General features: G+C 52.1%; 18 protein-coding genes. 12 read left to right on the top strand and 6 right to left on the bottom strand.

What is annotated here, in order from left to right; genetic code table 11:
* Positions 1–222 precede the first annotated feature (222 nt).
* The gene (locus tag BUB52_RS07390) at positions 223–807 is read right to left on the bottom strand and encodes a porin family protein (protein WP_022218035.1); all 585 of its coding nucleotides are present in this window, start codon (positions 805–807) and stop codon (positions 223–225) included.
* 260 nt (positions 808–1067) lie between these two features.
* Between BUB52_RS07390 and BUB52_RS07385 the strand changes: the two genes are divergently transcribed.
* The 5 genes from BUB52_RS07385 to BUB52_RS07365 all read left to right on the top strand — a co-directional run bounded on the left by BUB52_RS07385 (position 1068) and on the right by BUB52_RS07365 (position 7567).
* On the top strand, positions 1068–3653 hold the full coding sequence (locus tag BUB52_RS07385; RefSeq protein WP_039950439.1) for a DUF5686 and carboxypeptidase-like regulatory domain-containing protein: 2586 nt from the start codon (positions 1068–1070) through the stop codon (positions 3651–3653).
* Positions 3654–3691: 38 nt separating this feature from the next.
* Entirely contained in the window at positions 3692–4066 is a 375-nt protein-coding gene (locus BUB52_RS07380; RefSeq protein ID WP_009121221.1) for a four helix bundle protein, read from the top strand.
* Positions 4067–4102: 36 nt separating this feature from the next.
* On the top strand, positions 4103–5398 hold the full coding sequence (locus BUB52_RS07375; protein WP_009121222.1) for a replication-associated recombination protein A: 1296 nt from the start codon (positions 4103–4105) through the stop codon (positions 5396–5398).
* 18 nt (positions 5399–5416) lie between these two features.
* On the top strand, positions 5417–6373 hold the full coding sequence (locus tag BUB52_RS07370) for a D-2-hydroxyacid dehydrogenase (RefSeq protein ID WP_009121223.1): 957 nt from the start codon (positions 5417–5419) through the stop codon (positions 6371–6373).
* Between the two features lie 81 nt (positions 6374–6454).
* Positions 6455–7567 (top strand): endonuclease/exonuclease/phosphatase family protein, encoded by a 1113-nt coding sequence (locus BUB52_RS07365; RefSeq protein WP_009121224.1) that lies wholly within the window; start codon positions 6455–6457, stop codon positions 7565–7567.
* A gap of 85 nt (positions 7568–7652) precedes the next feature.
* Here the strand turns inward: BUB52_RS07365 and BUB52_RS07360 are convergent, their stop codons facing one another.
* From BUB52_RS07360 to BUB52_RS15860, 3 genes are all read right to left on the bottom strand, one after another.
* Positions 7653–10844, bottom strand: a complete 3192-nt coding sequence (locus BUB52_RS07360; RefSeq protein ID WP_009121225.1) for a TonB-dependent receptor — start codon at positions 10842–10844, stop codon at positions 7653–7655.
* A 162-nt stretch (positions 10845–11006) separates the two neighbouring features.
* Positions 11007–13136 carry a sensor histidine kinase gene (locus tag BUB52_RS07355; RefSeq protein ID WP_254302451.1) on the bottom strand — a complete coding sequence of 710 codons (2130 nt, stop codon included), beginning with the start codon at positions 13134–13136 and terminating at the stop codon, positions 11007–11009.
* A gap of 58 nt (positions 13137–13194) precedes the next feature.
* On the bottom strand, positions 13195–13356 hold the full coding sequence (locus BUB52_RS15860) for a hypothetical protein (RefSeq protein ID WP_254302453.1): 162 nt from the start codon (positions 13354–13356) through the stop codon (positions 13195–13197).
* Positions 13357–13481: 125 nt separating this feature from the next.
* Here BUB52_RS15860 and BUB52_RS15760 point away from each other — a divergent pair, with 125 nt between their 5' ends.
* From BUB52_RS15760 to BUB52_RS07335, 5 genes are all read left to right on the top strand, one after another.
* A complete protein-coding gene (locus BUB52_RS15760) occupies positions 13482–13643 on the top strand; it encodes a hypothetical protein (RefSeq protein ID WP_009121228.1) in 162 nt (53 codons plus the stop codon).
* 224 nt (positions 13644–13867) lie between these two features.
* Positions 13868–16495: a DUF3987 domain-containing protein gene (locus tag BUB52_RS07350; RefSeq protein ID WP_039950400.1), complete on the top strand. Its 2628-nt coding sequence runs from the start codon at positions 13868–13870 to the stop codon at positions 16493–16495.
* 393 nt (positions 16496–16888) lie between these two features.
* Entirely contained in the window at positions 16889–17278 is a 390-nt protein-coding gene (locus BUB52_RS07345) for a hypothetical protein (protein ID WP_009121233.1), read from the top strand.
* 66 nt (positions 17279–17344) lie between these two features.
* Positions 17345–17638: a nucleotidyltransferase family protein gene (locus BUB52_RS07340; protein WP_009121234.1), complete on the top strand. Its 294-nt coding sequence runs from the start codon at positions 17345–17347 to the stop codon at positions 17636–17638.
* On the top strand, positions 17631–18011 hold the full coding sequence (locus BUB52_RS07335; RefSeq protein ID WP_009121235.1) for a HepT-like ribonuclease domain-containing protein: 381 nt from the start codon (positions 17631–17633) through the stop codon (positions 18009–18011). Before BUB52_RS07340 ends, BUB52_RS07335 begins: the two co-directional genes overlap by 8 nt.
* A gap of 146 nt (positions 18012–18157) precedes the next feature.
* Here BUB52_RS07335 and BUB52_RS07330 read toward each other — a convergent pair whose 3' ends face one another.
* Positions 18158–18403, bottom strand: coding sequence for a DUF4248 domain-containing protein (locus tag BUB52_RS07330; RefSeq protein WP_009121236.1), 246 nt, complete (start codon positions 18401–18403; stop codon positions 18158–18160).
* 95 nt (positions 18404–18498) lie between these two features.
* Entirely contained in the window at positions 18499–18705 is a 207-nt protein-coding gene (locus BUB52_RS07325) for a hypothetical protein (RefSeq protein ID WP_022218022.1), read from the bottom strand.
* 576 nt (positions 18706–19281) lie between these two features.
* On the opposite strand from BUB52_RS07325, the gene BUB52_RS07320 reads away from it, so the two are divergent.
* Complete coding sequence (locus BUB52_RS07320; protein WP_009121238.1) at positions 19282–19779, top strand: HU family DNA-binding protein; 498 nt, start codon at positions 19282–19284, stop codon at positions 19777–19779.
* A gap of 221 nt (positions 19780–20000) precedes the next feature.
* Positions 20001–20085, top strand: an 85-nt coding sequence (locus BUB52_RS15755; RefSeq protein ID WP_175546684.1) for a smalltalk protein, incomplete at its 3' end; no start/stop codon positions are given.

Below are 20085 nucleotides of genomic sequence, written 5' to 3'. Positions count from 1 at the left end.
CGTCCGGAAAATCATCCCGCCACATGAGCCGGCTCATCCCGTGAGATGAATTTATCCATTCCGCAAGACGGATTATTTCGCCCCGTAAGACGAATCCGCTTGTTTTACGAGGCGATTTTTGGTATATAAAAAAGGGTATGGTCATTAGCTGCCATACCCACACTAAACACAGTACAATAAAAGAAAAATAGTTTAAGTCAGTCTGTTATTATGTTTCTGTAATCAGAATTTGTAACCTACCGAGAGAGCGATAGACATATTCTTCGGAGAATCTTTGCCCCAATCCATCACTTCCGTCAGACCGAACAGGAAGTCCAGGCCGACCAGGTACTTGCCGAATTCGGCACCCACGCCGAAGCCCAAACCGAAGTCGAAGCGTTTGGCGTCCCAGCCTTCACCGGTATCCTCGTCGTATTTGAAAATCTTTTCGCCGTCGCATTTGCCGCCCAGACCAAAGCCCAGATACGGACCCACCTTACCGACGATATTTATGCTTTCAGTCACCGGAAAACGGCCTGCCGCCATGATAGGAATCTGCAAATAGGTAGGTTTGAACTTTTCGGACTCTCCGCCACCGTAATCAAATTTGGCTCCGTTACCCACAATCATCAACGACGGCTGGACAGACCACATATCGGTAAAAGCATATTCCATGCCCACACCCAGCTGATAGCCCACTTTCATATCGGCCCCCTCACCACCGGTCAATTTACTCATATTAATACCTGCTTTCGCATTCCAAGAGATTTGCGCAAAGGTTACAGTAGACACCATTGCAACCAAAACCAATACAAATAACTTTTTCATAATACAATATATTTTGTGATTTGATAAGACAAATGTATTCAATTGTATAAAAAAACTCAAAACGCCGATTCGCCCCATCGTCACTATCCTGCGCAAATCCCGTTCTATTCTGTCAATATTAACAAACAAGAGGGGGAAATAAAGTGAGAAAACGCCCGAACGGCGGCCTCACCCTCTTAAACATCCCTCTCATTCTTTAAAATATATTTGCTTCTTGATTAACAGTAAATTGTTAACTTTGCGGCTTGATTATGAAACGTATGAAACGAATATATAGCATTACCCTCATCCTCTTGCTTTTACTATTCGCCTCTGCCGGCGCATCAGCACAGATAAGAGGCGTTATAACGGACTCCCTCACCCACGAACCGCTGATGTATATCACCGTACAATACGAAGGAAAAGGCGTAGGCGGCATCTCCAACGCTGACGGAGAATACCAGGTGGAGACACGTAAAGGCTGGGATGAACTGACCTTCTCCGCCATAGGCTACATCACCAAGAAAGTGAAGTTCGCCCCCGGCACGAAAGTACTCAACGTAAAGCTGACACCCGCCGACGTGATGCTTTCCGAAGTCGTCGTCAAGCCCAAGAAAGAGAAGTACTCGCGCAAGAACAACCCCGCCGTGGAGTTCATGAAGAAGGTCATCGAGAACAAGAAAGTCCTGAAGCTCGAGGAGAACGACTACTACCAGTACCAGAAATACGAGAAGATGAAGATGTCCATCAACGACGTCACGCCGGAGAAAATGGAGAAAGGCATCTACAAGAAATTCTCTTTCTTCAAAGACCAGGTGGAAGTGTCGCCCAAGACCAACAAGATGATTCTGCCCATCTCCATCAAGGAGACGGCTTCCAAGACCATCTACCGCAAAAGTCCCAAGAGCGAGAAGACCATCATCGAGGGAATGAACTCCAACGGTATCGAAGAATTCTTCAACACGGGCGATATGCTGGGCACCATCCTCACCGACGTGTTCTCCGACGTCAACATCTACGACGACGATATCCGCCTGCTGCAACGCCGCTTCGTCAGCCCTATCGGACGCGGAGCCATCAGCTTCTATAAGTTCTACCTGATGGACACCCTCATGGTGGACAAGCAGGAATGCGTGCACCTCACCTTCGTACCCCAGAACTCGCAGGACTTCGGCTTCACCGGACACCTGTACGTGGTGAAAGACTCCACCTACGCCGTAAAAAAAGCCATCATGAACCTGCCCAAGAAGACAGGCGTCAACTTCGTGGAGAACCTCGACATCGTGCAGCAGTTCGAGCAACTGCCCGACGGCAACTGGGTACTCACCGACGACGACATGACCGTGGAGCTCGCCCTGATGAAAGGCATACAAGGCCTGGAAGTGCAGCGCACCACCAAGTACAGCGACTACAAATTCGATGAGATAGAGCCCCGCCTATTCCGCCTGAAAGGAAACGTCATCAAAGAAGCCAACATGCTTGCCAAGAGCGACGAATACTGGGCCAAAGTACGCCAGGTGCCGCTCACCAAGAAAGAGAGCTCCATGGACGTGTTCATGAACCGCATCGAACAGATACCGGGTTTCAAATACGTCATATTCGGTGCAAAGGCGCTCATCGAGAACTTCGTGGAGACGGGCAGCAAGAAGCATCCCAGCAAGTTCGATTTCGGTCCCATCAACACCATGATTACCAGCAACTACGTGAACGGCACCCGTTTCCGTCTCAGCGGCATGACCACCGGTAACCTGCATCCGCACTGGAGCTTCAGCGGTTACGGAGCCTACGGTACGCGCGACAAGAAATGGTTCTACTCCGGACAGGCCGCCTACTCCTTCAACAAGCGCGAGTACGTCCTTTGGGAGTTCCCCAAGCATTACCTCGCCTTCCAGTACACCTACGACGTGATGTCTCCCATGGACAAGTACCTGGCCACGGACAAGGACAATATGTTCGTCGGCTGGAAATGGACTACCGTAGACCAGATGTCGTACATGCGCGACGCCACCCTGACCTACGAGCTCGAAACCCAATCCGGCTTCTCCGTCAAGGCAATGGCGCGCCACCGCAACGACCAGCCCGCTGGTATGCTGCAATACTGGAAGAACAACGGCTCCACCCCCGGCGAATGGGACGAGAAGAACACCCTGGTGCACGACGTCACCACCACCGAGCTGGGACTGACGCTGCGTTACGCCCCCGGTGAGACGTTCGTCAACACCAAGCAGCGCCGTGTACCCGTATCGCTGGATGCGCCCACGTTCACCCTCTCTCACACCGTCGGCCTGAAAGGCGTGCTTGGGGGCGAATACAACTTCAACCTTACGGAAGCCAGCATCCGCAAACGCTTCTGGTTCGGTTCGTGGGGTAAGCTGGACGTCACCGCCCGTGCCGGCGCGCAATGGAACACCGTGCCCTTCCCGTTGCTGAACCTGCCGATGGCGAACCTCTCGTACATCACCCAGAACAACGAATCGTTCAACCTCATCAACAACATGGAGTTCCTGAACGACCGCTACGCCTCACTCGCCCTCAGCTACGACATGAACGGAAAGCTCTTCAACCGCATCCCCCTCATCAAGAAGCTGAAGTGGAGAGAGATGTTCCGCATCCGAGGCATGTGGGGCACACTGACGGACAAGAACAACCCGTACAAAAGCGGCAACCCCGACCTCTTCCTCTTCCCGATGCGCGACGGCATGCCCACCAGCCATATCATGAGCAATACCCCCTACGTCGAAGCCAGCGTAGGTATCTACAACATCTTCAAGCTGCTGCACATAGAATATGTGCGCCGCCTCACCTACACCGACATCCCCGGCGTGAAGAAAGGCGGAGTGAGGTTTATGATATTGATGATATTTTAGGAGTTATGAGTTATAAGTTATGAGTTATTTTGGGGGATATGAAGGAAAGTATATTGAAAGAGAAAGCCATGGATTTTGCGATACGCATTGTCAATCTATATCATTTTCTGAATGATAAAAAGCAGGAAAAGGTTATGGCGAAACAGATATTACGGAGCGGCACCTCTATTGGAGCAAACATCAGTGAAGGGATATATGCAGAGTCCACAGCCGATTTCATTCATAAACATGCCATTGCCCAAAAAGAGTGTGCAGAAACCCTATATTGGCTTGAACTATTGAAAAGAACCCAATATATCGACCCGAAGCAATATGACTCTTTATACCAAGATTGCAACGAACTACATAAAATGATAACCTCTACCATCATAACTTCCAAGAAATCCCATCATCCCCCCCCCACAACCCAATAACTCATAACTCATAACTTATAACTCATAACTCATACCATGCAACCATTAGCAGAACGGCTTAGGCCAAAGACATTAGACGAGTACATCGGTCAGAAACACTTGGTAGGACAAGGAGCGGTACTGCGCAAGATGATTGATGCGGGACGCATCTCCTCGTTCATCCTATGGGGCCCGCCGGGAGTGGGCAAGACGACGCTTGCACAGATTATAGCCAACAAGCTGGAAACTCCGTTCTACACCCTCAGCGCTGTGACGAGCGGCGTAAAGGACGTACGCGACGTGATAGACCGCGCCAAGAGCAACCGCTTCTTCTCGCAGGCAAGCCCGATACTGTTCATCGATGAAATACACCGTTTCAGCAAGTCGCAGCAAGACTCCCTGCTCGGCGCTGTGGAACAGGGAACGGTGACGCTGATAGGCGCTACCACGGAGAACCCCTCGTTCGAGGTAATCCGTCCGCTGCTCTCCCGTTGCCAGCTCTACGTACTGAAATCACTGGAGAAAGACGACCTGCTGGAACTGCTCCGGCGCGCCATAACCACGGATGTCCAGCTGAAAGAGCGCCGGATAGAGCTCAAGGAGACAACCGCCATGCTCCGTTACAGTGGCGGCGATGCCCGCAAACTGCTTAATATCCTCGACCTCGTCGTGCAGTCCGAAGCCGGCGACCCCGTTGTCATTACCGACGAGATGGTGACCGAGCGCCTTCAGCAGAACCCCCTCGCCTACGACAAAGACGGAGAGATGCACTACGACATCATCTCCGCCTTCATCAAGTCCATCCGCGGCAGCGACCCCGACGGAGCCATCTACTGGCTGGCACGCATGGTAGAGGGCGGTGAAGACCCCGCTTTCATAGCCCGCCGTCTCGTCATTTCCGCTTCCGAGGACATCGGACTGGCGAACCCCAACGCCCTGCTGCTGGCCAATGCCTGCTTCGACACCATCATGAAAGTAGGCTGGCCTGAAGGACGCATCCCGTTGGCGGAGACTACCATCTACCTCGCCACCAGTCCCAAGAGCAACTCCGCCTACATGGCCATCAACGACGCCCTCGAACTGGTGCGGCAGACAGGCAACCTGCCCGTTCCCCTGCACCTGCGCAACGCCCCCACCAAACTGATGAAACAGCTCGGTTACGGCGGCAACTATAAATACGCCCACGACTATCCCGGCAATTTCGTCCGCCAGCAGTTCCTGCCCGACGACCTGAAAGACCGCCGCATCTGGCATCCTCAGGACAATCCCGCCGAACAGAAGCATAAGGAAAGGATGGACAGTTTGTGGGGAAAGCGAAATGACACCCCCAACCCCATAACTCATAACTCATAACTCATAACTCATAACCCCATGAAAATAATAGCATTAGACGGCTACGCCGCCAACCCCGGAGACCTCTCCTGGGACGAACTGAAAAGCCTGGGCGAATGTACCATTTACGAACGTACCGCCCCCACCGAAGTACTTGAACGTGCAGCCGGAGCAGATATCCTGCTGACGAACAAAGTCGTGCTCGATGCGGCGACCATCGCATCCCTGCCCGACCTGAAATACATCGGCGTACTTGCCACCGGATACAACATCGTCGATACCGCCGCTGCCAAAGAGCGGGGCATCATCGTTACCAATATCCCGGCATACAGCACCCCGTCCGTCGCGCAAATGGTCTTCGCGCACATCCTCAACATCGCCCAGCAGGTGCAGCACTACACCGACGAGATACGCAACGGCCGTTGGAGCGACAGTCCCGATTTCTGCTTCTGGGACACTCCGCTCATCGAACTGCGCGGTAAGAAAATCGGTATCATCGGCCTCGGACAAACCGGCTACAACACCGCCCGCATCGCCATCGGCTTCGGCATGGAAGTACATGCGTACACATCCAAATCGCCTTTCCAGCTTCCCCCCGAAATCAAGAAAACGGAGCTCGACGAACTCTTTGCCAACTGCGACATCATCAGCCTGCACTGCCCCCTCACCGACTCCACCCGTGAACTGATTAACACCGCCCGCCTGAAACAGATGAAGCCCAACGCGATTCTCATCAACACCGGACGCGGCCCGCTTATCAACGAGCAAGACCTTGCCGATGCCCTGAACAACGGCACCATCTTCGCCGCCGGGCTGGACGTACTCTCGCAAGAGCCACCCCGTGCCGACAACCCGCTGCTCACCGCCAGAAACTGTTACATCACCCCGCACATCGCCTGGGCAAGCGCCGCCGCCCGCGAACGCCTCATGCAAATTATGCTGGACAATGTAAAAGCCTTCTTAGACGGAAAACCGATTAATTCAGTAATAAAATAACCGACAGAAGAGTAAGCGTCAAAGCTCCGGCAGTCCCGTCTCCGGAGCTTCCGACGCCCTTATAAGTCACCGGTGCCGACCATGGGAAAAGCCGCCGTCAAAAGCCTGTTTCATCTGATACTGACAGCCGCCACATTCGTGCTGGCCGCCGTCACCGTCCTCGCGTCCCGTTCCGGACATTACCATCCGGAAAGCTCCACCGTCATGCCCTTGCTGGGACTTGCCGTACCGGTATTGCTGGTCTCCTGCCTGATTGTCTCCCTCTGCTGGGCAGTGGCACGCAAGAAATGGGCGTTCGTCACGCTGATAGCTTTCTTCTTCAATTGGGAGTACCTCACGGCCGTTATCCGGTTCGGTTCCGCCCGTGACATACCCGCCACGGCATCGGCACCGAACCACCAGGGCAACCCCGGCGGTTACCTCACCGTAGCCACCTACAACGTTCATAACTTCGGAAACGAAATCACCGGCTACTCCTGCAAAGAGATAGCCAGGTACATGCGGCAACAGCACGTCGATGTACTCTGCTTTCAGGAATTCGGCGGCAACAAACACTTCACGGCAGACAGCCTGCGTCGCGCCCTTTCCCACTGGCAATACGCCCTTATCCCCGCAGACGACTCCATCCGCGGCCTTCTCCCCATCGCCGTATTCAGCCGCTACCCGCTCACCGGCGGACGCTTCATCACCTACCCCCACAGCTCCAATTGCAGCATGCTGTGCGACATCGTTGCGGGTACGGACACCATCCGTCTGCTGAACAACCACCTGCAAACTACCGGCGTCAGCCGGAACCGTAAAAAATGGGAACGCGAACTCACCACCGACAATACCCGCCGTGAAGCGCAGGCCGTACAGGACGCGGCGGAAACCCTGCATGAAAACTTCGTGAAACGTGCCGCCCAAACCGACAGCATCTGTCACCTCGCCATTGCCGCCCCTCACCCCGTACTGGTGTGCGGCGACTTCAACTCCCTACCCTCATCCTACACCTACCGCCGGCTCTCCGGATTCCTCGAAGACGGTTTCAAGACGGGCGGACACGGCTATATGTACACCTACCGTTACGGCAAGCGCATGCTGCGTATCGACTACGCCTTCCATTCACCCGAACTGGAATGCATCGACTACTACTCTCCCGATCTGGATTTATGCAGCGACCACAATCCGGTGATATTCACGGTGAAGTATTAAAAGACGCTACAACTAAAAAAAGATAGAGCCGCCCCGGTCTCCCGGAACAGCTCTACCATAAAAATAAACATAAAATAAAATATCCTTAGAACGTCAAGCGGACACCTACCTGAGCGTGCCAGCGTGAAGAAACATCGCTCTTGGTGATTTCAGACTTGTTGTAGATATAGTTAGGAGTGGTCTGGCCGTTTACCGTTGTCAGTTTCGTAACGGAAATCGGTGAGAGGTTGTAGAGCGAACCGTAGGTTGCTCCCCACTTCTTATTCAGCATATTGGCGAAGTTGATGATGTCGAAAGTAAATTCCAGCTTACCCAAACCCTTAGGATTATAGATGGTTTGAGCCAGGTGGAGATTGATTTCGTGCTCCCACTTGGTGAGGTTGGAGTTACGTTCGGCATACTGTCCGCGGTGGTTCTTGGCGTAAGCGTCGTCCTCAATCCACTGTTTGAAAGCCTGGCGGCTCTCTTCGGCGGTCATGGTCACTTCTCCCTGCTTGTTTGTAGCATCCACAAATTCCATCTTGTTCAGTTCTTCGTCGGTCGGGATGTACAGCAGGGAATTACCGCTAAAACCGTCACCGTTGAAGTCAGCAGATTCATTCATGGTCAGGCTGTAACGGTTTCCGGAGAATCCGTTGTAGATGACAGAGATAGAAGTACTCATCCAGTTGTTCCAGTATTTCGGAGTGGTGTAAGCTACCTGAGCCATTACACGGTGCGGAATATCGAATTTGGAGAAACCGAGTTCGTTGCCGCTGTTGGTATCACGGGAGTAGTTGTACTTCCAGTTGGAGTAAGCTACGGAAGAAGTACCGTCGTTCACAGACTTGGAATGTCCGAAAGTATAAGAAGCTGACATGTCGAGACCGAATCCGAAGTGTTTCTCCAGCAAGGCTGAAAGAGCGTAGCTGTAACCCTTGTTCGTATTCTTCAGGTTGATGATGGAGTAATAATCACCGGCCTGCACCTTATAAGCGGGAGAAGCGGAAGCCTCTACACCCGGAACGGCGTACACCTGTCCGTTTTCCACCAGAGCGAGGTTTTCAAAGAACACGTTGTTCATGGTCTTGGAGTAAACACCCTCAAGAGTCATTTTCACGTTACCCGGCAGGAATTGCTCCCAAGCCAAGTTAGCGCGCAAAACTTGCGGATATTTAAAGTCATTGGCTACGGTCACAATATCCTGCTTGGCATTGGTTGTAGCCGCAGATAAAGGATTGTCCTTATATTGTGTCAAAGTAGGAGCTTCGTTGGTATAGTTCTTATCGATATCCTTGGGAGCGATGGTAGTACCTTTCTGTTCCATACCCGTATTGTTGAACGAGTTGCTGAGCCATACGAACGGTACACGTCCGGTAAAGATACCCACACCGCCACGGATAAGCGTGCGATGCTCCTCGTCTGTATACCAGCTGAAACCTACACGCGGTGAAACCATCAGCTTGGCGCTCGGGGTTTCGCCTACACGTACACCGAGGTTACGTTCTACGGCAAAGTCATTGAAAGCCGGGTTTACGGTAGGATCATTGAACAGCAAAGGAATATCGAAACGGATACCGTAAGTGAAGTTGAAGTCTCTCGACACCACCCACTTGTCCTGAGCGTAGAAGCCGAACTGTCCGGCTTTCATTACAGGAGCATATTTCAAGTCGCCACCCGTAAGAGCGGGATCGCTATACTTATAAGTAAACTGATAAGGTTTGTCCGCCATAAACAAATCAAGCGAGTTGTAGTACCACGCGCCTTCCGAAGCCTGGATAAACAAGTTGCTGATTTTGTAGATTTCGTTGTGGGTACCGAAAGTCAGGGTATGGTTGCCGAGATACCAGGAGAGGTTGTCCTCGAAGCTGTATACATCCTGATTCAGTCTGTTGGCGCCGGAAGAGAATTCCGTACCGATGTTGGCTGTAATCTTCGTTTCACCGTCACCGCCCAATACATTCTTGATTTGCACGCAAGGGCCTGCATATTCCGTATCGCGGAAGTCGCGAACGAACGTGCCCGATGCACGGAGCTCGTTGTAGAGGTTATCGCTCAGGCGGGAGTTCAACTCGGCCACTACCGAATTCATCTTGTTGTTCATGCGGTAACCGCTGTTGCCGAAGTAGTAAGTGGTGGAGTTGGCTCCGTACACATCTTTATAAGAGTTGTTGTGCTGGTAGCGTACGGCGAGTTTATGCTTTTCGCTGATGTTCCAGTCCACACGCGCCAAGAGGCCGAAAGATTTCTGTTCGATGTCACGTTCGCCGTAAGCCTCTTCGATGCCGGTCAGATTCTTGTACTGGTCGGCAATCTGCTTGGCGGTGGCGCTGGTGATATAGTTAGAGGTATAGCCCGGGTAAGTGCTTGAAGGATAGCTGTTCTTCTTGCCTTCCGCGCTGACGAAGTAGAACAGTTTGTTCTTGATGATGGCGCCGCCCAGCGTACCGCCGTAAGTACGGTCGAACTGCTGAGACATCGGCGACTTCTCGTAGCCGCGTACGGCGCTATACTTGCCATACATGTTCTGGTTGTTGAAATAGGTGTAAGCCGAACCGTGAGTTTCGTTCGTACCCTGCTTGGTGATGGCGTTGATGCCGCCGCCCGTAAATCCGCTCTGGCGGACGTCGTAGGGGGCTACCACCACCTGAATTTCCTGAATGGCGTCCATGGAGATGGGATTGGCGCCTGTCTGAGCGCCGTTCGTACCGCCGGCAGAGAGGCCGAATACGTCGTTGGCTACCGTACCGTCGATTTGGAAGCTGTTGTAGCGGTTGTTGGAGCCAACAAACGTGATACCGCCGTTTTTGGAAGTCATGGCCAGCGGGCTGTTCTTCACGATGTCGTAGATGTTGCGGTCTACGGTCGGGGTATTCTCGATGGCGTTTGTAGAGAAGTTGGTGGCAGCGCCGCTTTTGGTCTTGGCGTCGGCTACGACTACCACTTCATCCAGCAACTCCGAGCTGGGGTGCAGTTTTACGTTCTGTGTGTAAGTGTTACCCAATTCCAGCATGATGCCGGTAAACGCCGCGCTCTGATAACCTACATAAGACACTGTAAGCTTGTACGGGCCGCCCGTACGCATACCCTGAATGGTATAGCGTCCGTCCACGTTGGTGATGGCGCCGTACTGTGTACCAGAGGGCTCATGAACAGCAACAATCGTCGCTCCGATCACTGTTTCATTCTGTTCGTCGGTCACCTTGCCGCTGATGGCGGAAGTGGTAACCTGCGCATTTACGCCCGCAGCTGCCAGAACCAGCATCAGCGTAAAAATAAGTCTTAGTCTTTTTAACATAATTGTTTTTAATTAGTTTCGTAAAATGTTATATTTCTGAAAACATTGGCAAAGATAAGCAAAATAATATGTACTTGCATTACATTTCTGCTACATTTTTTAAGAATAGCGTCAGCAGGTATGTAAATACGGTATATGTCATCGGAAAAAAGGTATATATGACTATTCCGCGCAAGGCAGCACCACCGTAAACCGGCTTCCCCGCCCCACTTGCGATTTTACTTCGATGCGTCCGCCCAGCCGTTCCACAATGACTTTGCAGATGGGCAGCCCCAGTCCCACGCCTTGCGAAAACTCGCTGCGCTTGTAGAAGCGGGCGAAAATCATCTCCCGTTCCTCTTGCGGAATACCTATCCCGGTGTCTTCCACGTAGATGCTCACTTCGCGGGTGGCGGGCAGGCGGACGTATCCCAGCCTGATATGGCCTTCGGACGTGAATTTGCCGGCGTTGTTCAGAAAGTTCGTGACGACCTGCGTCAGGCGCATGCGGTCTGCGTGCACGAAGGCGTCCTCTGCGGGGAAATCCGCGATGAACTCCAGCGGCGGTTTTATCAGTACGCTGTGTGTCCGGTAAACCGCTTCGAGCAGGTGGCGTACGCTTTCGCGGCGCAGGTCGAAAGACATGTTGGCGGTTTCCATGCGCGAGAGTTGCAGCACGTCGTCCACCAGTTTCAGCAGCAGTTTGGTGTTGGTGTCGATGATGCCGGCATACTCCCGCTTCTCCGTTTCGGACAGCTCCGGGTCGTACACCAGCAGATTGGCGAAGCCCGCTATGGCGTTGAGGGGCGTGCGTATCTCGTGGCTCATGTTGTTCAGGAACGACTGTTTCAGCTCGGCGTGCTCCGCCAGACGGCGCGCCTGTATCAGTTCCTCTTCATGGTCTTTGACGTCCTGGATGTTCTGCAACAGTCCCGTAATGATGTGCCTGCCGCCCGACGCGGTGGCGGGCAGCGTGCTGTAACGCAGTTCCCACCATTCGTAGCCCCCGCCGGTGAAGTCGAAGCGGTAGTGCCCCTTATGGGTATGCACGTTCTCCGAGGCACGATAGCTGCGGTAGAAACGCTCGCGGTCGTCGGGATGCAGGAAGTGTATTATCTCGTCCAGCGTGATGCGCTCGCGCGGGTGGCGGATAAGGTCGTAGAAGTGCGGGTCGCAGATAATCCCCTCGCCTTCCAGGCGCCACACGTAGGTGGAGCTGCCGCTGATGGCAAGCGTCAGCGTTTCGTGCTCGTAGCGCAGGGAGTGCTGCGCCTCACGCTTGCGCCTGCGCTCCACGGAGAGGCTGCGGATAAGAAAGACGATGAGCAGCAGCAGGAGAAGCCCGGAAAGGGTGGCTATATATAATAAGGTGTAACGATAGCGTTCCGTAAAGGGGATGTACATCACGGTGTACTCCTTGGGGATGCGGCTCAGGGGGATGCCGTAGCGTTGCAGCACGTGCCAGTTTACGACGTACCGCTTGGCGCAATACCGCACCTGCCTGTCGGGCGTCCCGCCTCGGAGACGTTCGGCGATGCCCTGCGCCATGTCGTCCAGTTGCGTTTCGAGGGGAGCGAAGTAGCCGCCCAGAGCGTAGTCCGACATGCCGAAGCCCTCGTTCACGGTTTCAAAGCAGGGGTTGCGGAAGAAGTTGGCGGAGTGCACGGCTATGAATTCCCGTCTGGTGAAAAGGCAGAGCGTGCGGCTGCCGTGCCCCGTCCATGCCATTTGGGTGAGCGAAATGGAGTCGCCGTTCAGCCGGACGATGGCGGTGGTGTCGAACCGTTCGTTCTCCCCGCTCATGCCGGACGCTGCGGGCGGCAGGGCGCTGCTCAGCCCCCGGTGAACGGACACGTGCATGCCTATCTGTCCGCAGTAGATTTCGTAGCCTTTCCCGCGGAGCTGCCCGGTGAGGTCGTCCCAGATGAAGCGGTCGAGTACGCTGTTGCGGTTTATCACGCACACGCGGGACTTGCCCATGATGCGCTCCACCATGCGTATGGTGTTCAGGTAGTCGGGAGCGTCGGCATAGCCCGTCACGTTGGGATAGCGTTCCAGCAGCTTGCGGTTGGGATAGTTTACGCCGCCGAACACCACGGGCAGGTCGTGCAGGCGGGGATTGCCGCAGGCCATGAGTGAGTAGAGCGCCTGGTCGTCCAGCACCGCCACGAGGCGGGCGCCCCAGCGGGTGAAGTCGTCGATGAAGTCCGAGCAGCGCTCTTCTTCTTTGGCGGGCAGCAGGTCGTCGCAGTCCAGGAAGTATTCGCGGAAGTCGCAGGAGATGCCGCGCCTGGCCAGCGCGTCACTCAGCATTTCCCGGGTGCGTCCGGCATCCGGATACCCGGCTTCGTAGGAGTGGACAAGAGCTATCTTATACCGCCCGGCATGAGGCTTGCGCCCGCATCCCGGCAGGCAGAGCAGAACTACCCAGCACGATAGCAAGGCAGCTATTGTCTTTATTTTCATTTTGTTTGTTCGTCTGTTCTACATGCAAAGATACGGATATATATCCGATATAAAAGGCTGTCGGCATGATTATTTTTCAGGAAATTTAGAATATCTTTGCCGCCTTTATTTTTGGAGACGAAACATTATATGAATCATTATGGAAACTAAAAAAAAGAAGGATGGGCACATCTGAATCGAGTAAGAAAAGCCATGGAGTGTATTAAAATCGTTACCGACGAAAACTACGAAGTAAGCGATGAAGCCTACCACACGTTGAAGCGGATAGTAAAGGGATGTGAGAAACTGATTAAGGCTTACGAAAGAAAGCTGGCGCAGCGGGAAAAGGAACGGGAAAGGGCGCTGAACCGTTAATAAAGTACAAATATCCCCCATAAGTATGTTTATACATTTACACAAATGCAATGCGTTGGGACACACCGGAATAGGTGGCGCAAAGTGTATAGGCAGGAAAAAGCGTCCGTTTTATTTTCAGTAACTTTGTGGTAACAAACGTTGAACAGGCTGTCTTCCGACCGCGCTTTGCATGCATCGGAGACAGCCTGCTTCAATCAGTACTCATCCTATAAAACAAAGACATGGTAACTACATGTACAGAGGGAGAGATAGAAATCTCCGAATTCGGCTCCGTCCGAAGTAAAACATCACGGATCATCAGCCTTCGACAGTATGTAAACAATGTGCGCAGCGATATGTTCAAGGCACGCGTAGAGGAGTATATGCGCCTCGCAGCCCTGCCGGGACATGAAGCCGAAGCGCAGGCCGTAAAGGACAGGATGCCCTGCATCGTACCCGCCGGCGTGTGCAGCGGCGGACATGCGGTAAAGAACCTCGTCAGGCACAGCGGACTGCTGCAAATAGACATGGACCACACCGGAGCGCGCACCGCCGAAGTGTGCGGCCTGTTGCGGCAACTGCCTTACGTGGTGGTGGCGCACATGAGTTTCTCGCACAACGGGGTACGCGCATTCGCGCTCGTGGCCGCCGGGGATGTGGAACGGAACTATGAGCGGTTGTACGCCGCCGTAGGAGAAGCCGTGAGCCGCCATGCCGGACACGATTACGACTCCAAGTGCAAGATACTGACGCAGCCCAGCTTCTACTCGTGGGATGCCGACGCGTATTACAACCCCGGTGCGGAAACGTTCCGGATGCAGTGGGAAGAGGAAATGACGGGCCCGGAAGGGGGAGTTGCGGAAAGGGAGATTGCAGGGAATGGAAATGCAGGAAATAGGAGTTCGGGAACAGGAAGAAGGACATCGGAAACAAAAACAGGAGCAACAGCAGGAACAGGAACAGATACAGCAGGAACAGATACAACAGGAGTTGCAAATGCAGGAACAGGTACGAACGCAGATACAACAGACGCAGGTACGGCAGCAGCTTCCGCCTCAGTTTCCGCCTCTGCCCCGAACACCGTTTCCAACACTGTTTCCAACACTACTTCCAACACTGCTTCTAACTCCGCCACTCCTTCCACCCCCGATGCCGCTCCCGGTTTCCTCGCCCAATTCCTCAACGACTTCGAGCATCGCAACCCTTTCCGCCGAGGCGAACGAAACTACCTTGCGCTGAAGCTCGGACGTGTGGCACGCAGTAAAGGATTTTCAAAAGAAGAGCTGGAAGAAATCACCCGTATTTTCACCCGCCGCTACTCTGCGACCGATTTTACAGCCGAGGACATTCGCCAACGCATAAACGCTGGTTATCAGTTCATTGAATCACTTCCGCAAAAAACGGAAGAGCACAACAGGGTTCAAAATAGGGGTCAGGTTCTATATGACCCCTCCGAGCCGCCCGATGAAGCTCTCGAAGACGCGGATTTGTTGGAGAAAAACAACGAACTGCGCGCCAGTTCTCCCTACATTCCCGACAGCGTTTACGACGGACTGCCCGCACTGCTCAAAGAGTGCGTAAAGTACTCCGGCGACCTGCGCGAACGGGACATCGTACTGCTGGGCTGCCTGAGCTGTTGCGGAGCCCTCTTCCCACACGTCAGTTTCTTCTATAAGAACGCCCTCTATTCGCCGCATTTCTACCTTGCCCTGATAGCCGCCGCCGGAGCGGGAAAAGGCGTACTGGCCTTTATCATCAGCCTGCTCGACGCCACTCAGGAGCACTATGACGACGAACGCCGCCAACAGAAAAAGGCTTTCGAGAAAGCACAGGCCGAGTGGGACAACGAACTGCATCAAGCCCAACGTGAGCACCGCTCTCCCGACACCGACAAGAAGCCGGAAGAACCCAAAGGCAAGTATCTGAAAACCTCTGCCACCACCAGCAAAAGCCGCCTGCTGGAACAGCTTGCCACCAATGGCGAACTCGGTTGCCACATGGCGTCTACCGAAATCAACACCCTCATTTCTTCGCTCACCCAAGACTACGGCAAATACGAGGACATCCTCTGCAAAGCCGCCCACCACGAAGAAATCTCGCAGTCGTACAAGGCAGACGGCGACCCGATAGTCGTACCTCATCCTCACCTTGCACTCGCCATATCGGGCACACAGGAGCAGTTCATCAACTTCTTCCATTCACACGAAAACGGTCTGTACAGCCGCTTCCTCATCTACACCCGTCAGCTCAGCCTGCATTGGGAAACCTGCTCCCCCGGCGAAGGACGTGTAGACCTGCGCGCGCACTTCCGCGCACTGGGGCAGAAGCTGTTCGATATGCACAAGTTGTTGCTGGACTCTCCCACCCTCGTCACCTTTACCCCCGAACAGTGGGAACGCCACACGCAACAGTTCTCACTGTGGCTCAAATCCGCTTTGGTAGAGGGACGCGAATATCCCAGCAGCATTGTATTCCGTCACGGGCTGCTTGCCATGCGCCTGGCATCCATCCTTACCATTTTCCGCAAATGGGACGATTACCGCTACGCCAAAGAGTATGCCTGCACCGATGCCGATTTCAACGCCGCCATGCAGATTGTAGCCACAATCCTTGAACACAGTCTGCTGCTGGGAACCACACTGCCCGACACCGGACGACAGCCCGTCCTCATGCGGCACTTCCACCAGTTCGACCAGATACTGGCCGACTTGCCACGCTCTTTTTCTTACAGTGACTTCACCTTCGCCGCCCAAAATCTCGGCATTTCCCTCTCCACCGCCAAGCGTATTCTCAAGAAAGGCTTGGAACAGGAACTCATTGTAAAGCAAGGAGATAAGTATAGAAAAAGGAATAAAAGGCGGGGGAAATAGGGTCAATAAGGAAGTGACCCCAAAAATGAACCCAAACAATATCTCCCCATTTCGTACGGGCAACCGGAAAAATGTTTATCTTTGTCCCGGTCTTCTCCCGGCGTTGTGAGAAGATGTGTTTTTCTTGATTTGGAGAAAATCATTTTATTATTCGTCACTCCTACGAAAGTCTGGTAAATTTTCACAAGAACGAGTAATAAGTGAGACTCTCCACGTCCGGCTTGCGTATAACTCTGTTATATAAAAGTTTGGCGTGGAGCTATTGCTTATTATTATTCTCTTGTACGGTCTTACCAGAGCCTCAGGGGTGGGATAATAATATCAATAGTTTCCACGCCATTCTTTATTATGGCTGACGGGGGAACACACTATTAACCCGATTAAAAAAAAGCCATGAAAAAGGAACAAGAAACAAGCGAAGAAAAAAACGAGGAGATTGCCGATAGCACCGATAAGACGACAGCCCCCTCAACGGCATTTCCCGACCTGACAGAGAAACATCCCTGCCCTCACCGCTACTGCGCCCTGTTGGAAGAACTAAAAACCACTCCCGACCTCTACGACCTTTTACACTCCTACTGCACCTTTCCCGAATCGTTAGACAACCTTTACGGCACGCCCCTCGCCCACCTGCGCTGCGATTGTTGCCTGTACGCCCACGCGCTGATACGGCTGCGCCAACGCCCCGCATCCCGCTGGAAACGGATAAAGAAGTACCTTGCCTCGCTCCTGCCCGCATTTCTCAAAAAAAAGAAAAAAGCCGCGAGACAAAGCCGTTTCTAAAAAACTATTAGTATCTTTGTGTACAATGTATAAGCATCACATAGCAATACATAAAAGCATAATCCCATGAAATCGACTACCGAAATATTAGAGTTACTTCGTACCTACAAGGCACACTCCGCCGCCAAATACGGTGTGAAACGCCTTGGTATTTTCGGCTCCGTTGCCCGTGGTGAACAGACAGAGCACAGTGATGTCGACATCTGCTACGAAGGAGATGCTCCTTCACTCCTCACGCTGGAACGTTTTCAAAACGAATTAGAAAATCTGTTGGGAAGCCCGGTAGACTTGATAAGGATACGAGAACGTATGAACAGCCGCCTGAAACAACGAATATTAAAAGAAAGTATCTATGTATGACAAAGATTTAGCACTCGACAGTCTGTGTAATATCCAAGATGCACTGCAAATGATAACCGAACGTGCTGCCGTAGCCAATACTCCGGACGACTTTCTACTATCACCGGACGGAATGATGCGTCTTGATGCTATCTGTATGAATCTGATAGCACTGGGTGAAGCTGTAAAGGGGCTTGATAAAATAACTCAAGGAGAACTGCTTCCCCACTACTCCGAAATATACTGGAGCGGAGTTATGAAAATGAGGGATAAAATAGCCCATCACTATTTTGAAATGGATGCAGAAGTTGTATTCAAAACTCTGAAAGAAGATATCCCCACAATGCTTCCCATTATTCAGCAGATGATTGAAGATATAAGTAAAAAAAAATAAGTGCAAGTCATTTTCATTCCTCTTACGAGATGAAATAAATCATTCTGCAAGAAAAATAAATTCATCCTGCGAGAGAAATAAATTCATCCCGTGAAACGGAAATATCCGTCTTACGGGCGGAATGGATTTATCCTGTGAGGTGGAAATCATGGCGTCCCCAACACCCCTATTATAAGTCGCACTTGCGCGGGCGTGTACCGTCTTGCGGTAGGCGTCATGCCCGTTTCCTGCAACTGCTGTTCCAGTCCGGGAGCGGTGCGTATCCATTCGTTAAACTGCTTGACGGCCGTCTGCTGTTGCACACCGCCTATATACATGCTCGCCAATTCGCCTTTGCCGTAGCTGCGCACGACAAACGCTTTCTCTACAATATCTTCATCTGCCTGTTCCATGTGGGGTAATTTACGGTAATCCTAATTATGGTTGGAGATATAAAGATAGTGATTTTCAGCGGGATAAGCAATTATATCGGACGGTATATCATCCTCTACCACCGTCTTTTTTTCTTCTTGCAGCCTTTCTGCAACGCCACGCCAAACAGGCAACAGGCGCATTTCAATTCTTTCTGGGAGAGTTTATCCAAATTGTCGAGGATACCGGGGATTGAGTAGTTTTCGTCGAGAAACTCATAAGGGTCGGCGGCTTCTTCCAAATCCTGCTTCATCAGGCAGGTACATACAGGACTTTTATCCATTAGTTTGTTATTTTTTTTGGTTTATGTAAGGGGTTATCTTATCTGCTTTACAAAAAAACGTCGGGGGGGACGCCCCATCGAAAAAAACGCACCTTACTCCCCTTGCGGAAAGAAGGATGCTCAAAGATAACACTTTTTTGCTATTATTTGCATGATTATTATAATTTAATACAATAAGTAAATGTTGAAAGTCTGTTTGTACTATCTGTCTGTCATTGTTACCCAATCGTACTTAGCAGCACTCAAACGTACTTAACAGCACTCAAACGTACCGAGCGTCGCCTAAGCTTACTTATCCTTACATAATCTTACCTATCCTTACGCAAAACCGCTCAACCTACTTATCCTTACATAACATTACTTATCCTTACTCAAAACAACTCAATCTTACTTATCCTTACATAACCTTACTTATCCCTACTCAAGACTACCCAACCTTACCGAAACGTATTTTCCGCCTTGTGCCTGCCGTATCTTTGTTTCAACGAAACGAGGTAAGGAATATCGCCGCGGAGACTTCTCCTCTGACCGTCAGCAATCAATAATCAATATTACCAATTAAAACCTAATTTCATCATGGCAATTATCGTAGAGCGTGTACAACGCTATCAGAAAGTCGGGGACAAGACTTCCCCGCAACTGTATTACTTGAAGCGGAAAGCCAAGAACTCCCGCCTGTACGACACCAAGCGCATCGCGCAAGAGATTGAGGAACTGGGCGGTATGTCCGCCGAAGACGTGGAGCACGTAGTCACCGCCCTTGTACGCAACATCAAGCGCAAGCTGACAGACGGCGACAGCGTAAAACTGGACGGCCTCGGCGTGTTCTACACCACTTTCCACAGCAAAGGCACCGTGAAATCGGAAGACTCCACCGTTAAGAATATCGACAAGGTGAATATCCGTTTCCTCACCGACAGCGGCCTGCGTCTGGTGAATGATTCCGGAGCAACGACCAAAGGCGGGCCGAACAACGTGGCGTTCGAGTTGTACAATCCCAAAGAGGACGGTTCGTCGGGCGGCAACGGCGGCGGTGGCGGAAACGACGGAGAAGAAGAGAATCCGTTGGGCTAAGAACCCGCCGGACTGAAACAGGGTAAAAGACGGGGCGGAACGGATTTCAAGCCTTATCCCGTTATTGAAAGGCCGTCTACCCGTCCGTACCCCTATCCCCCGATAACATTTCAATCAATCTTCATTATTACAAATAACCCATAAGTAAATACTTAAAATCAGTTTATATCAAGATAGTATAAGCCGATTATGCCTATTTACTTAACTTAATCCCAATTATTATGTCAACAAAATCAACCTGGTGGGACAAGCTCCTCAAAATCGTAATCGCAGTAGCATCGGCCGTTCTCGGCGCATTGGGCGCGC

The organism is Bacteroides clarus YIT 12056, assembly GCF_900129655.1.
Classification (GTDB): Bacteria; Bacteroidota; Bacteroidia; order Bacteroidales; family Bacteroidaceae; genus Bacteroides; species Bacteroides clarus.
The sequence above is the reverse complement of the archived record's forward strand: the minus strand, read 5'-3'. Positions and strand labels throughout refer to the sequence as shown.

Coding starts and splice junctions, on each gene's coding strand:
- BUB52_RS07390 (WP_022218035.1), bottom strand. CDS start 807: ATGAAAAAGTTATTTGTATTGGTTTTGGTTGCAATGGTGTCTACTGTA.
- BUB52_RS07385 (WP_039950439.1), top strand. CDS start 1,068: ATGAAACGAATATATAGCATTACCCTCATCCTCTTGCTTTTACTATTC.
- BUB52_RS07380 (WP_009121221.1), top strand. CDS start 3,692: ATGAAGGAAAGTATATTGAAAGAGAAAGCCATGGATTTTGCGATACGC.
- BUB52_RS07375 (WP_009121222.1), top strand. CDS start 4,103: ATGCAACCATTAGCAGAACGGCTTAGGCCAAAGACATTAGACGAGTAC.
- BUB52_RS07370 (WP_009121223.1), top strand. CDS start 5,417: ATGAAAATAATAGCATTAGACGGCTACGCCGCCAACCCCGGAGACCTC.
- BUB52_RS07365 (WP_009121224.1), top strand. CDS start 6,455: ATGGGAAAAGCCGCCGTCAAAAGCCTGTTTCATCTGATACTGACAGCC.
- BUB52_RS07360 (WP_009121225.1), bottom strand. CDS start 10,844: ATGTTAAAAAGACTAAGACTTATTTTTACGCTGATGCTGGTTCTGGCA.
- BUB52_RS07355 (WP_254302451.1), bottom strand. CDS start 13,136: ATGCTGAGTGACGCGCTGGCCAGGCGCGGCATCTCCTGCGACTTCCGC.
- BUB52_RS15860 (WP_254302453.1), bottom strand. CDS start 13,356: ATGCCGACAGCCTTTTATATCGGATATATATCCGTATCTTTGCATGTA.
- BUB52_RS15760 (WP_009121228.1), top strand. CDS start 13,482: ATGGAGTGTATTAAAATCGTTACCGACGAAAACTACGAAGTAAGCGAT.
- BUB52_RS07350 (WP_039950400.1), top strand. CDS start 13,868: ATGGTAACTACATGTACAGAGGGAGAGATAGAAATCTCCGAATTCGGC.
- BUB52_RS07345 (WP_009121233.1), top strand. CDS start 16,889: ATGAAAAAGGAACAAGAAACAAGCGAAGAAAAAAACGAGGAGATTGCC.
- BUB52_RS07340 (WP_009121234.1), top strand. CDS start 17,345: ATGAAATCGACTACCGAAATATTAGAGTTACTTCGTACCTACAAGGCA.
- BUB52_RS07335 (WP_009121235.1), top strand. CDS start 17,631: ATGTATGACAAAGATTTAGCACTCGACAGTCTGTGTAATATCCAAGAT.
- BUB52_RS07330 (WP_009121236.1), bottom strand. CDS start 18,403: ATGGAACAGGCAGATGAAGATATTGTAGAGAAAGCGTTTGTCGTGCGC.
- BUB52_RS07325 (WP_022218022.1), bottom strand. CDS start 18,705: ATGGATAAAAGTCCTGTATGTACCTGCCTGATGAAGCAGGATTTGGAA.
- BUB52_RS07320 (WP_009121238.1), top strand. CDS start 19,282: ATGGCAATTATCGTAGAGCGTGTACAACGCTATCAGAAAGTCGGGGAC.